Origin of the sequence: Bradyrhizobium sp. AC87j1 (assembly GCF_002936975.1) — a bacterium.
GTDB lineage: Bacteria > Pseudomonadota > Alphaproteobacteria > Rhizobiales > Xanthobacteraceae > Bradyrhizobium > Bradyrhizobium shewense.
The window spans coordinates 57988-71494 of the sequence record NZ_PTFE01000038.1 but is presented as its reverse complement, the minus strand read 5'-3'; the positions used below and the strand labels follow the sequence as shown (position 1 = coordinate 71494).

The following is a 13507-nucleotide window of genomic DNA, read 5'->3' as shown; positions in this document are numbered from 1 at the left end:
GCCTCGCGCAGCACCGGCCAGTTGTCGGGATCGTGGTAGCGCAGGAAGGCCTTGTGCAGGCGGCGCTGGCGCAGGCCTTTGATCGCCTCGACCTTGTCGCTGCCGCCGTGGCGCACGCCGCGCAGCGGGTTGACGCCGGTGTGGTACATCGCGGTCGCGGTCGCCATCGGCGAGGGCAGGAAGGTCTGCACCTGATCGGCGCGATAGCGGTTCTTCTTGAGCCACAGCGCGAGGTTCATCATGTCCTCGTCGGTCGTGCCCGGATGCGCCGCGATGAAATAGGGGATCAGGTAATATTTCTTGCCGGCCCGTTCAGCCGCTTCGTCGAACATCCGCTTGAACTTGTTGTAGGCGCCGATGCCCGGCTTCATCATCTTGTCGAGCGGCCCGCGCTCGGTATGCTCGGGGGCGATCTTCAGATACCCGCCGACGTGATGGGTGACCAGCTCCTTGATGTATTCGGGGCTCTCGACCGCGAGGTCGTAGCGCACGCCGGAAGCGACCATCACTTTCTTGATGCCCTTGGTCTCGCGCACCTTGCGATAGAGCCGGATCAGGTCGTCATGCGAGGTGTTGAGGTTCGGGCAGATCTCAGGGAAGACGCAGGACGGCCTGCGGCACGCCGCCTCGACCTTCGGGTCCTTGCACGCCATCCGGTACATGTTGGCGGTGGGGCCGCCGATGTCGGAGATCACGCCGGTGAAGCCCGGCGTCTTGTCGCGGATCTTTTCGATCTCGCGCAGAATCGATCCTTCCGAGCGGTTCTGGATGATGCGGCCCTCGTGCTCGGTGATCGAGCAGAAGGTGCAGCCGCCAAAGCAGCCGCGCATGATCGTCACCGAGAACTTGATCATGTCCCAGGCAGGGATTTTGGCTTCGCCGTAGGACGGATGCGGCGCGCGCGCGTAAGGCAGATCGTAGACCGCGTCCATCTCTTCGCTGGTCAGCGGGATCGGCGGCGGGTTGAGCCAGAGATCGCGGTCGCCGTGACGCTGGACCAGCGGCCGCGCATTGCCGGGATTGCTCTCCCGGTGCAGCACGCGTGACGCCCGCGCATAGGCTTCCTTGTCCTGCTCGACCTGCTCCAGCGCCGGCAGCCGGATCACGGTCGCGCCCCTCTGGCGCGTTGCGCCCTCGTCGGCGGAATCGAGATCGTCGGCGTGCAGCTCGGAATAGTCCGCAGGCACCTTGCGGAACAGCGCGACGCCCCTGATGTCGTCGAGCGCGCGCGGCGCTTCGCCCGCGGCGAGCCGCTGCGCCACCTCGACGACGGCCCGCTCGGCATTGCCGTACAGCAAGAGGTCGGCCTTGGCGTCGGCCAGCACCGAGCGGCGCACCTTGTCCGACCAGTAATCGTAATGCGCGATCCGGCGCAGCGAGGCCTCGATGCCGCCGAGCACGATCGGCACATCCTTGAACGCCTCGCGGCAGCGCTGCGCGTAGACGACCGTGCAGCGGTCCGGCCGCTTGCCGCCTTCGCCGCCGGCCGTATAGGCGTCGTCGCTGCGCAGGCGGCGGTCGGCGGTGTAGCGGTTCACCATGGAATCCATGTTGCCGCCGGTGACGCCGAAGAATACGCGTGGCTTGCCTAATGCCTTGAACGGCTCGGCCGAGTGCCAGTCCGGCTGCGAGATGATGCCGACCCGAAAGCCCTGCGCCTCGAGCAGCCGGCCGATGATCGCCATGCCGAAACTCGGATGGTCGACATAGGCGTCCCCGGTCACCAGCACGATGTCGCAGGCGTCCCAGCCGAGCGCATCCATCTCGGCGCGGCTCATCGGGAGGAACGGTGCCGGTTTGCGCGGCTGCGCCCGGGCCATCAGCGGCTTTGCGGCGGTGATCATCTGGGTGTTCATGGCGCCTACGCATAGGACTCCGCGCCCCTGAATACAACCGACGGACGCGTGAAAGATCGAGGTTCCCGGGCCGCAATCGGGGCGCGCCAGCGCGTTAACCAGTGGGCGCCTGCCCTTCCTCCTCGACCCCGCTTGACCAGCGTCAGCGCCATGGGGGGGGTGACGCCCTCCACATACCGGCCGGTGCCGCCGCGTCATGCTCTCCCCAGTCTTGAAGGAGAGCCCCATGTTTCTGGTCGATGCGCTGCTGATCCTGGCGATGTTGTTCTTCCTGTTTCTGCCGATCACCGACCGCAGGACGGTGCGGATGAGGCTCTGCATGCTGTGCGCGCTGCTGGCGGTGTTCTCGGTCTCGCTCAGCCGCACCCCTGTCGTGCCGGTGCTGCTCGCGAGCATCGCCGCGCCACCCGGAATGCTGCGCGTGCCGCATATGCATGCCAGTGAGCCGTCGTCGGGGTTCTCACCGCGGCCGACATCCGATATCCGATTGATCCATGGGCAAGGAAACGGGCAAGGAAACCTCTGACGGCGGTCATGACGCGGTGGCCGGCGTATCGCCGTCCACGAATGTCTGGCTCGGCGTGATTGCGCTGGTCGGCTTCATCCTGGTGGCGACCGCGCAGGCCTCCAATCAGATTTTGGCGCGCGGACTCGCAGGCTCCGTCCCGCCCTTCGCGCTCGCCTTCTTCCGCTGGAGCATCGTCGCAATCGGGCTCGCGCCGATCGCGCTCAAGGAGATTCTCGATGGCCGCGTGCCGCTGGCCGGGAACATCTGGCCGATCCTCGCCGCCGGCTTCATGGGCATGTTCCTGTGCGGCGGTCCAGTCTACGCCGCGGGCGTCTCGACGACGGCGATCCACATCGCGCTGATCATGGCGCTGTCGCCGATCACGGTGCTGCTGATCTCGGCCCTGCGCGGCCTGGAGCATGTCGGTCCGCTGCAATGGCTCGGCACGGCGCTGGCGCTCGCAGGCGCGCTGCTCATCATCTCCGGCGGCCATCCTCAGACCCTGATCGAACTTCAGACTGCGGCGGGCGACGGCCTCGTCGTGATCGCGATGCTCGGCTGGTCCGGCTACACGCTGCTGCAATCGCGCGCCGCGCCAAAGGCGTCGCTGCTTGCACGCATCAGCCTGTTCTCGGGCGCCGGCGCCCTGTTCTCGCTGCCGCTCGCGGCCATGGAGATGTGGGCGATGCCGGGGCAGGTCTTCAGCACCAAGGCGCTGTCGGCCTATGTCTTCGCCGGGATCGTTCCCGGCCTGCTCGCCTATGCCGGCTTTGCCTGGCTCGGCGGCAAGTTCGGCTCGGTGCGGACCTCGCTCGTGCTCTATCTCGGGCCGATCGCAAGCGCGCTGCTGTCTTTCGCCATCCTCGGCGAACCGCCGCAGCTGATCCATCTTTTCGGCGGTTTGCTGATTTTGGGTGGCGTCTGGGCCAGTTTGCGCCGCTAGTTCCATCCGCATGCGTCCGGGTTCACCCGCAGGAACCATCGGCCTTCGCGGACATTCTGATGAGGGGTTGCCGCGAGCTCGGCTCGCGCGCACTCGCGATGTTCGCCTCTGGCGATGGGGGAGCTGTGAGTACAGTGATAGAGAACCTGCTGTTGCGAAAGCAGAAGCTCGTGGAGCAGCTCGAAAAGGCGCCATCGGTCGAGGACCGCGACAGGATCGAGCACCAGCTCGAGCAGATCAACACCGCGCTGGATTTTCTGGACAGGCCGGGACCGAGGGAAGGGCGCTAGAGGCGCTCATTCCACCTTCAGCGCGTCCACCTTCAACGCCCTGGCGTAAACCACGCCAGAATTGGTGATATGCGTGGTCATCAATTCTTCGAAGGCGGTGAACTCACCGCGCGCGAACAAATCGAGCAGCCTCCGATGCTCGTCGAACGAAGTGCGGGTCCGCACGTCGATCGGCGAGGTCAGATTGGTGCGGAGCGCGGCGACGCGGCCCGAGACCAGCTGATAGGATTCGGCGAGATAGCGATTGCCGCAATGGGTGAACAGCGCCTCGTGAAACGCGGCATCGGCGCGGCCATAGGCGATGTTGTCCTTTGCCGTGACCGCCGGCTCCATTGCCGCGATGGCCTCGCTCATTGTGGCGATTGCACCGTCACGATCGTTACCATAGGCGAGCTCGGCGGCCTTGGGTTCGAGCGCGATGCGGAAGGTGCAGAGCGCGTTGATGTCGTCCGCGCTCGGCGTGAACACAAAGCTGCCGACCTGCGGCCGGATTACCACGAGGCCTTGCGCCTGCAGCTGGCCCATCGCCTCGCGCACCGGCGTGCGGCTGACGCCGAAGGAATTGGCCACCATCTCCTCGGAGATGGCGGCGCCGAGCGCGAACTCGCCGTCGATGATAGCCTGCCGCAGCCGCTGCATCACCCGCTGCGACAGCGATTTCGGCGTATCGAGCTTGAGCGAGCGCATTTGCGTTTCTCAGACGACCTTGCCGGGATTGAGCAGATGATCGGGATCGAGCGCCGCTTTCAGCGTCCGCATCAGCGCGATCTCGGCCTCGCTCCTGGCATGGCCTAGCCACCGCTTCTTCAGCGTGCCGATGCCGTGCTCGGCCGAGATGCTGCCGCCGAGCTCGCGGACGAGACCGTAGATGATCGTATCCATCTCTTCCTTCGGCTGCTGCTCGACGGAGAGGCCGGTGACCCAGGAGACCAGATGCAGATTGCCGTCGCCGATATGGCCGTAATAGACGCTCTCGCAGCCTTTGATGCCGGAAGCCAGCGCCGCCTTGCAGCGCGTGACGAATTCGTCCATCCGCGCAACCGCAAGGCCGATGTCGTAGGAGATGTGCGGGCCCAGCACCTGGCCGAATTCGGCGCAGATGTCGCGCACCCGCCAGAAGCTTTGCGTCTGCGCCAGCGATTGCGCCACCGCGGCATCGGCCAGCAGCCCGCGTTCCATCAGCTCTTCGAGCCAGGCCTGGAAGCGCGGCGCGTCCAGGCTCTCGTCGGTGCCTTGCGCCTCGACCAGCACGTAGAGGCCGTGACCTGCTGCGACCGGCGGCTTCACGCCGGCGCGAGTCGTGATCACGTCCCAATAGTCCGGCCACATCACCTCGAACGCCGACAGCAGCGGCCCGAGCCCGCTGCGCGCCGCATCGAGCAGCGCGATCACCGCGGCGTAGTCCTTCAGTGCGCAGAGCGCGGCCATGGTCGAGCGCGGCTTCGGAAACAGTTTTAGCACCACGCGGGTGACGATGCCGAGCGTGCCTTCCGAGCCGATGAACAGATGCTTCAGATCATAGCCGGCATTGTTCTTCATCAGCTTGTTGAGGCTAGTGATGATGGTGCCGTCGGGCAGCACGACTTCGAGACCGAGCACCAGCTCGCGCGTCATGCCGTAGCGGATCACGCGGTTGCCGCCGGCATTGGTCGAGAGATTGCCGCCGATGGCGCAGGAGCCGCGCGAGCCGAGGTCGAGCGGAAAGAAGAAGCCGGCTTCGTCCGCCGCCTTCTGAATCGTTTCCAGCGGCGTGCCTGCTTTCACCGTCATCGTCGCGGAAGCGCGGTCGATCTCCTCGATGCCGCTCATGCGCTCGAGCGAGATCGCGACCCAGCCGGCTTCGGGCGATGCGCCGCGGCACAGCCCGGTCAGTCCGCCCTGCGGCACGAACGGCAGCTGCGCCTGCCGGCAGGTCGCAATCGCATCGGCCACGCCTTGCGCATCGACGGGGCGGATCACCGCGAGCGGCGTCTGCGGCAGGCTCGCGCTCCAGTCGTTGCAGTTGCGCGCCGGCACGTCGGTGCCGATCAAGACGGCGGCTGCGCCGAGCTTGTCGCGAAGTGCGCCGAGCAATTGGTCGGGCCGCTTCACCGGCGTCACCATGTTCATGCGAGACCTCCCTAAATCTGGCTGCGCCCATGCGCGCCGTGACGGGGAAAAGGATTTGCCTCTTTCTTGTATGTAAGGTACAAGATGGAAAGTAAAGCAAAAACAAGGCTCGGGAGCCCCTTGAAGACCATTGGGGGATCAGAGGCTTGGTCCGAGATCGTAGCTTAGAGGGTGGTGAGATGACGGAGGCAATTCGCGGGTTCTGGGTGGCATCGGCGACGCCGCTGGCGGCCGACGGCAGCGTGGACTCCGCCAAGCTTGCGGCCCACGCCAAGCAGCTCTTCGGCAAAGGTGTCGACGGCGTCGTTCTGTTCGGGACCACCGGCGAAGGCACCTCGTTCAATGTCACCGAGCGCGTTGCGACCATCGAAGCCGTGCTCAAGGCCGGTGTCGCGCCGGAACGCATCGGCATCGGTGGTGGCTTCCCCGCCATCACCGACAGCATCGCACTCTCGCGCGCCGCGCTCGGTCTCGGCCTGCGCCACGTGCTGGTGCTGCCGCCTTACTTCGACCGCAGCGTCGCGCCTGAAGGCATCGAGGATGCCTTTGCCGCGATCATCGACGGCGTCGCCGACGATCGGCTGCGAGCTTATCTCTATCACATCCCGCAGACGTCGGGCGTTGCGATCCCCACCGCCGTCGCCGCGAGCTTGCGCAAGCGTTACGGCAAGGTGATTGCCGGCCTGAAGGACTCCAGCGGCGACTTCAGGCAGTTTCAGGCATTCCGTGCCGCGGCTCCCGAGCTCGCCATCACCGTCGGCAATGAAGCCGATATCACCCGCGCGATCGCCGCTGGCGGTGCCGGCACCATCTGCGGCATGGCCAATGTCGTGCCTGAGCTGGTCAAGGGCATGGTCGAGGGCAAGGATGTCGAAACGCGTATGCAGGCTGCGATCGACGTCGTGCTGAAGACGCCTTCGTTCACTGCGACGCTGAAAGCGATCCTGGCGGCACAGACCGGCGATGCAGCCTGGCAGCGCGTGCGCCCGCCGCTCCGCGCCTCGTCCGACGGCTCCGCGTTCAAGCGGAAGCTCGACGAGTTGACGGCTCCTGCCATCGCCTGAGACCGCACAGAATCGTGATATGCGCCGCGAATTCGCGTGTTGCGGCCGGCACGACGGCAATTGGAGATTGCCGTTCGGGGCTGCTCCGTTCTTAGAACGATTCAATACTAGAGCGATTCAACTCTGCCTGCGGTTCTCTTCGCGCACACCGGCTGTTAGACGCGCCAGCTTCAATGCTGCGTCTGACCTGGAAGTGAATCGAACGTGCGTGCTCATCTGGATGGCCAGCGTGTCTGCGGCCATCGAACTCATGCCGGCAAGAGCCGTGCGGGTCTTCTCATCGGAGCGGCCGTGCTGCTCGCCGAACGCCCCTCCATCATGACGACCGCGCAGGCGCAATCGGCCCTGCCGCCGGTGACGGTGGAGGCGCCGGCGCAGCGGCCGAAGCCGGTGCGCGCATCGGACCAGGCGTCACGCCACACGCAGACCGCCGCGCGCCAGCGCAATCGTAACCCAGCACCCGCAGCGCCGACGCTCTCGGAGCGCGCGGCCGCGGAAGCCGCCGCGCAGCAGGCCGCCAAGCTCGGCTATCGCGCGATGCCTAGCGCGACGACGCTACGCAGCGGCGCCTCGCCACTCGACACCTCGCAGTCCGTCAACGTCGTGCCCGAGCAGGTGTTGAAGGACCAATTGCCGCGCAACATCGACGACGCGCTGATCAATATCAGCGGCATCACCCAGACCAACACGCTTGCCGGCACCCAGGATGCCGTGATCCGCCGTGGCTTCGGCGACAATCGCGACGGCTCGATCATGCGCAACGGCATGCCGCTGGTGCAAGGGCGCAGCCTCAATGCCGCCGTCGAAAGCGTCGAGGTGCTGAAGGGACCGGCCTCGCTGCTCTATGGCATCATGGACCCCGGCGGCATCGTCAACACCATCAGCAAGCGTCCGGAGCTCTATCAGCACGGTTCGATCACGCTGCTCGGCTCGGCCTACAACTCGTCCAAGACAGGCGCCGACGGCACGCTCGACATCACGGGCCCGATCGGCGACGGCGGTCTCGCCTATCGCTTCATCGGCTACGGCGTCAGCGAGGATTACTGGCGCAATTTCGGCCGCCACAGGGAAATGCTGGTGAACCCGTCGCTGGCCTGGTACGGCGACACCACGACGGTTCAGCTCACCTATGAGCACCGTGAGTTCATCACTCCGTTCGACCGCGGCACGTCCTTCGTCAAGGGGGCGCCGCTGGCGATCCCGGCGACGCGCCGGCTCGACGAGCCCTTCAACAATATGTGGGGCACCTCCGACCTGATGCAGGCTTCGGTCGAGCAGAAACTCGACGACAATTGGAAGGTCACCGCGGCTTACAGCTACAACACCGAGACCTTCAGCGCCAATCAGCTCCGCATCACCAATGTCAACGCCACGACCGGCGTCGAGACGCGCAGCAACGACGGCACCCGTAACTCGCTGAGCAACGCCAGCTACGGCACCGCCTATTTGCAGGGCGACGTCTGGATGGGCAGCTTCCGCCACGAGATCCTGTTCGGAGGCGAGGCGCTGTATCGCACGATCGATCGCCACGACTTGATTCGGCAGGCGACGCCGAGCTTCAATTTCTACAACCCGGTCTACGGACTGGTCGTGCCGGGAACGACCGTTTCGGCAACCGATAGCGAGCAGACCGACAAGCTCGGCACCCGCGGCTTCTTTGCTCAGGACACCTTCCATCTGACCAACTGGCTGTCGGTAGTTGGGGGCGTGCGCTGGATGGAATTCGAGCAGCTCGCAGGAAAGGGCCGGCCTGTCTTCGTCACGAACACCAATCTCGCAGGCGACAAGGTGCTGCCGCTCGGCGGCGTCATCGTCAAGCTGAACGACCAGCTCTCCTATTACGTGACCTATACGCAGTCGTTGAAGCCGACCTCGACCATCGCGGCTTTCACCACCGGCTTCGTCGTCGACTCCACCATTGCGCCCGAAGAGGGAACGCAGTGGGAGACCGGGCTGAAGTTCGATGTCAACAAGCGGCTGTCAGGCACCCTGGCGGTCTACGACATCGAGAAGAAGAACGTGCTGGTGCTCGATGACATCGGCAACGGCAAGTCGGCGGCGCGCACCTCCGGCGCGGCCCGGTCGCGCGGCGTCGAATTGGACGTGACCGGCAAGCTGACCGACCAGTGGAGCATGATCGGAAGTTACGGCTATACCGATGCGCGCCTGATCAATGATCCCGTCGTCGGCAACGCAAAACTGCTGAACGCTGCGATGAACACGGCCTCACTCTATCTTGTCTATGATTTCGGCGACGCGCTCGCTGGACGTCTGCGACTCGGCGGCGGCGCGCGCTATGTCGGTGACCGGCCGGGCGACGCCGCCAACACGTTCTTCATGCCGGCCTATACCGTCGCAGACATCTTTGCGACTTACGATACGAAGGTCGATAATCTGCCGGTGACCTATCAGTTCAACGTCAAGAACCTGTTCGACAAGGTCTACTATACATCCACCACCGGCAACACCCTGAACGTCGCGATCGGCGATGCGCGGCGCGTCTCGCTGTCGGCCACGGTGAAATTCTAGCCATGGCAGCGCGGCTCGGACACACCATCAAGGCGGTCCTGTTCCAGGTCCATTCCATCGCGGGCCTGATCCTTGCTCTGCTGGTGTCCCTGATCGCGCTGACCGGCGCGATCATGAGTTTCGAGGACGAGATCGTCGATCATCTCAACGCCGGCATCATGCAGGTCGCGCCGCGTCAGGCGCCGGCGTTGATGCCTGATGCGCTGGTTGCGCGACTGAAGGCTTCGCAGGACCTCGGCAAGGTCGCCGCCGTCACACTGTCGAGCGATCCATCTGCGGCGGTTCATGTCCGCTTTGCGCGTGACGACCGGGGCGACCGGCCGACTTCGCTCTATGTCGATCCCTATGACGCTAGCGTGCTCGGCGCGCCGCGCGGCGAAGCGTTTTTCGCGACCGTGCGCCGACTGCATCGCTGGCTGCTCATTCCCGGCGACGGCAAAGGCTGGGGACGTCCGATCACCGGCACGGTCGCGCTCGGCCTGATCGTCATGCTGGTCTCGGGCCTCGTGCTGCGCTGGCCGCGTCGTGCAGGCAGTCTGAAGATGTGGCTGAAGCCGAATCTTGGGCTTGGTGGCCGCGCTCTGCACCGGTCGTTGCACACCGTGATCGGCACCTGGGTCCTTCCGGTCTATCTGACGATGACGCTCACCGGCCTGTATTTCTCCTTCGAATGGTACAAGGACGGCGTGACCTGGCTGCTCGCGCGTCCGCACGTCACAGCAGCGAAAATGCCCGCAAAGCTGCCGCGTGCGGCCAGCTCCGAACCGGCGCCGCCAATCGGATTCGATCGGGCCTGGGTGACGTTCCAGCGTGAGGAAGGCGATCGGTTCTCGAAGGCCTTGCTGACGCTGCCGGCGCAGGGTACGACTTTGCGCATCCGGTCGTGGGGGAAAGCCTCGTTGCTGGAAACCACACGCGACGAATTCCGCATCGACGCCGTCACCGGGCAGTTGGTCTCAGCGGAGCGCTTTGCTGACAAGACGTTCGGCGAAAAGATCATCGCGGCCATCTACGACATCCATCGCGGCGAGATCCTGGGTTGGCCGGGCAAGCTCGCGTTCATGACTGCCGCGATGTTGATGCCGTTATTCGCTGTCACCGGCATCCTGCTCTATCTGTCGCGCCGCAAGCTGCGCCGTCCGGCACAGCGGCCGCTCGGGCGGCTCGTTCCCGGCGAGTGAGCCGACGAGGCTAGCCAACGCGCTTCTAATCGGTCAAAAGCTCATGGCCCTCTTCTCAAGGTCCGTGCCATGAAGCTTCCGACCGTCACCCCCGCCGATATCCGCCGCGCACTGCTGCTGCGCGAAGAAATCGCGCTGCTCGATCTCAGATACGAGGCAGGCTTTGCGACGGGGCATCCCCTGTTCGCAGCCAACATGGCCGTGGATCGGATCGAGGTCGAAGCCGAGATGAGGCTGCCGCGCAAGGACGTGACGATCGTGCTTTACGATGACGGCGAGGGGCTGGTCGCGGCCGGCGCCGAACGTCTCGCCGCGCTCGGCTACACCCATATCAGCGCGCTCGATGGCGGCCTGAAGGCCTGGCGCGCGGCGGGCTATCAGATGTTCGAAGACGTCAATTCCTATTCGAAGGCGTTCGGCGAGCTGGTCGAAGCGCGACGGCACACGCCGTCGTTCAGCGCCGACGAGGTGGCCAAACTCATCGCGGACAAGGCCAACATCGCCATCCTCGACGTCCGCCGTTTCGACGAATATGCCACCATGAATATTCCGGGCTCGGTCAGCGTGCCCGGCGCGGAGTTGGTGCTGCGGGCAGGGCAGGCCGCGCCCGACCCTGAAACCACCATCATCGTCAATTGCGCCGGCCGCACGCGCTCGATCATCGGCACCCAGTCGCTGATCAATGCCGGCGTGCCCAACAAGGTGCGGGCGCTGCGCAACGGCACCATCGGCTGGACGCTGGCGCGACACACTCTCGACCACGGCGCTGACAGGCGCGGCGCGATCGGCTCGTTCGAGAGCGGCCCGGCCAATGCGCGCGACGTCGCCTATCGCGCCGGCGTTCGCCATATCGGCGCAAGCGAGATGGCTGCACTCGTCGCGCAAACGGACCGCACGCTCTATCGCTTCGACGTGCGCGATGCCGAGGAATATGCGGCAGGTCACCTCGCGGGCTTCCGCCATTATCCCGGCGGCCAGCTGGTCCAGGAGACCGACATGGCCGCGCCCGTGCGTGGCGCTCGCATTGTCCTGAGCGACGACAGGGGTGTCCGTGCCGATATGACCGCATCTTGGCTCGCCCAGATGGGCTGGGAGGTCTATGTGCTGGAAGGGGGCTATGACGCCGCGCTCGAAATCGGCCCGCCGCGCGTGCTGCTCAAGCCCGATCCGGCCCACCGCTACCGCCGACCCTATGAAGGCACCGACGTCGCGCAAGCCGCGATGCAGGCCTATCTCGATTGGGAATATGGGCTGGTCGAGCAACTCCGCCGTGACGGCACGCACGGGTTTTATGTGATTTGACCTTGAACGGGTGGGTTATCCGTCACCCTGAGGTGGCCGCTTCTTAGCGGCCCTCGAAGGGCGACGGCCCAACTCTCTCCGCGCGGCTGCATCGGGGCCCCAGCGGTGCATTCGCACCGCAGGGCTCACGCCTCAGGATGACGGAGTGGCTGATGCGAGCATGACCATCCGCCATTTTCTCCCCGTATCCGACCCCTATTGTGCCGCGCACCGTCCGCGGTCTATGAGCTGCGACAAAGCTCATCATCTATGGAGACACCATGCCAGCCCCAGGCCAAAGCCCTGAGCGGAGTGCCAAGGCGCTGCTGCTCGAAGGCGTCAATGACAGCGCTGTCGACCTTTTCAAGGGCGCGGGCTTCACCAATGTCGAGCGGCTGACCAAAGCGCTGGACGGTGACGATCTGCGGCGTGCGCTCAAGGGCGTGTCGCTGCTCGGCATCCGCTCGCGCACCCAGATCACTGATGACGTGCTCGCGGCCGCCGACCAGCTTCTCGCGGTCGGCTGCTTCAGCGTCGGCACCAACCAGGTGGATCTCATAGCGGCGCGCAAGCGCGGCATTCCCGTCTTCAACGCGCCGTTCTCCAACACCCGCAGCGTCGCCGAGCTCGTGATCGGCGAGATCGTGATGCTGCTGCGGCGGATCTTTCCGCGCTCGGTGTCCGCGCATGACGGCGGCTGGGACAAATCGGCGACCGGCAGCCGCGAGGTGCGCGGCCGCACCCTCGGCATCGTCGGCTACGGCAATATCGGCTCGCAGCTCTCGACGCTGGCCGAAGCGATCGGCATGCGCGTGATCTATTTCGACCGCACCGACAAGCTCCGCCACGGCAACACCGAGCCGGTCGAGAGACTGGAGGAGCTGCTGGCGCAGAGCGACGTCGTCAGCCTGCACGTGCCGGAGACGCCGGAGACCGCGGGCATGATCGGCGAAAGGGAGCTGCGGGCGATGAAGCCTGGCTCGTTCCTGATCAACAACAGCCGCGGCACCGTGGTCGATCTCGATGCGCTCGCGCGCTCTTTGCGCGACGGTCATCTCGCCGGCGCGGCCGTCGATGTGTTTCCGGTCGAGCCGTCGTCGAATTCCGATCGCTTCAAGAGCCCCATACAGGGCCTCGAGAACGTCATCCTCACCCCGCATATCGGCGGCTCGACCGAGGAGGCGCAGGAGCGCATCGGCGGCGAAGTCGCGCGCAAGCTGGTCGATTATTTCATCACGGGCTCGACCATGGGCGCGGTGAATTTCCCCGAGGTGCAGCTGCATCTGCGTCCCTCCGGCGCGCGCTTCAGCCACGTCCATCGCAACGTGCCCGGCATGCTGCGCCGGCTCAACGAGGTCTTCCTCCAGCGCGACATCAACATCGCCGCGCAATATCTGGAGACCGCCGGCGATCTCGGTTACGTCGTGCTCGATGCCGATCTGGCGGGGCAGGATTCCGCGGCGCTGCTCCAGCAGATCCGCGCCCTCGACGGCACGGTCGGCGCCCGGCTGGTGTTCGAGCACTAAGGCATGATCCGGAAAAGTGCGCAGCGGTTTTCCGAAAAGATCATGCTTAAACAACGACCTAAAGCGCGATGACGATTCATCCTAATCGCATCGCGCTTTAGACGGCGCGGGGCCCACGTTCCGGTTGCATTTCTCCGTCAAGGCTCTCTACACTACGCCATCGACTTCGACGCGCACGTGACAAATCGCGTCGAATTGAGCTTCAGTTGCGAGAGTGCCG

The 13507-nt window shown here is 65.2% G+C and carries 11 protein-coding genes; 8 read left to right on the top strand and 3 right to left on the bottom strand.

Annotated elements, in window-relative coordinates; all coding sequences use genetic code 11:
• The coding region (locus tag CV770_RS20630; protein ID WP_104463612.1) for a YgiQ family radical SAM protein at positions 1–1856 on the bottom strand (1856 nt) is incomplete at its 3' end.
• Between the two features lie 226 nt (positions 1857–2082).
• On the opposite strand from CV770_RS20630, the gene CV770_RS20625 reads away from it, so the two are divergent.
• From CV770_RS20625 to CV770_RS42685, 3 genes are all read left to right on the top strand, one after another.
• The gene (locus CV770_RS20625; protein WP_104463611.1) at positions 2083–2382 is read left to right on the top strand and encodes a hypothetical protein; all 300 of its coding nucleotides are present in this window, start codon (positions 2083–2085) and stop codon (positions 2380–2382) included.
• A complete protein-coding gene (locus CV770_RS20620; RefSeq protein WP_201759946.1) occupies positions 2351–3307 on the top strand; it encodes a DMT family transporter in 957 nt (318 codons plus the stop codon). The genes CV770_RS20625 and CV770_RS20620 overlap by 32 nt, the downstream gene beginning before the upstream one ends.
• A gap of 125 nt (positions 3308–3432) precedes the next feature.
• Positions 3433–3597: a hypothetical protein gene (locus tag CV770_RS42685; RefSeq protein WP_167443383.1), complete on the top strand. Its 165-nt coding sequence runs from the start codon at positions 3433–3435 to the stop codon at positions 3595–3597.
• 6 nt (positions 3598–3603) lie between these two features.
• Here the strand turns inward: CV770_RS42685 and CV770_RS20610 are convergent, their stop codons facing one another.
• Positions 3604–4284, bottom strand: coding sequence for a GntR family transcriptional regulator (locus CV770_RS20610; protein ID WP_104463609.1), 681 nt, complete (start codon positions 4282–4284; stop codon positions 3604–3606).
• Between the two features lie 9 nt (positions 4285–4293).
• On the bottom strand, positions 4294–5706 hold the full coding sequence (locus CV770_RS20605; RefSeq protein ID WP_104463608.1) for an FAD-binding oxidoreductase: 1413 nt from the start codon (positions 5704–5706) through the stop codon (positions 4294–4296).
• Between the two features lie 179 nt (positions 5707–5885).
• Between CV770_RS20605 and CV770_RS20600 the strand changes: the two genes are divergently transcribed.
• From CV770_RS20600 to serA, 5 genes are all read left to right on the top strand, one after another.
• The gene (locus tag CV770_RS20600) at positions 5886–6770 is read left to right on the top strand and encodes a dihydrodipicolinate synthase family protein (protein ID WP_104463607.1); all 885 of its coding nucleotides are present in this window, start codon (positions 5886–5888) and stop codon (positions 6768–6770) included.
• 204 nt (positions 6771–6974) lie between these two features.
• Positions 6975–9299: a TonB-dependent siderophore receptor gene (locus CV770_RS20595; protein ID WP_104463606.1), complete on the top strand. Its 2325-nt coding sequence runs from the start codon at positions 6975–6977 to the stop codon at positions 9297–9299.
• A gap of 2 nt (positions 9300–9301) precedes the next feature.
• Positions 9302–10480, top strand: a complete 1179-nt coding sequence (locus tag CV770_RS20590; protein WP_091955593.1) for a PepSY-associated TM helix domain-containing protein — start codon at positions 9302–9304, stop codon at positions 10478–10480.
• Positions 10481–10549: 69 nt separating this feature from the next.
• Positions 10550–11782, top strand: coding sequence for a rhodanese-like domain-containing protein (locus CV770_RS20585; RefSeq protein ID WP_104463605.1), 1233 nt, complete (start codon positions 10550–10552; stop codon positions 11780–11782).
• 260 nt (positions 11783–12042) lie between these two features.
• Positions 12043–13287 (top strand): phosphoglycerate dehydrogenase, encoded by a 1245-nt coding sequence (gene serA, locus CV770_RS20580; protein WP_104463604.1) that lies wholly within the window; start codon positions 12043–12045, stop codon positions 13285–13287.
• The last annotated feature ends 220 nt before the right edge of the window (positions 13288–13507 follow it).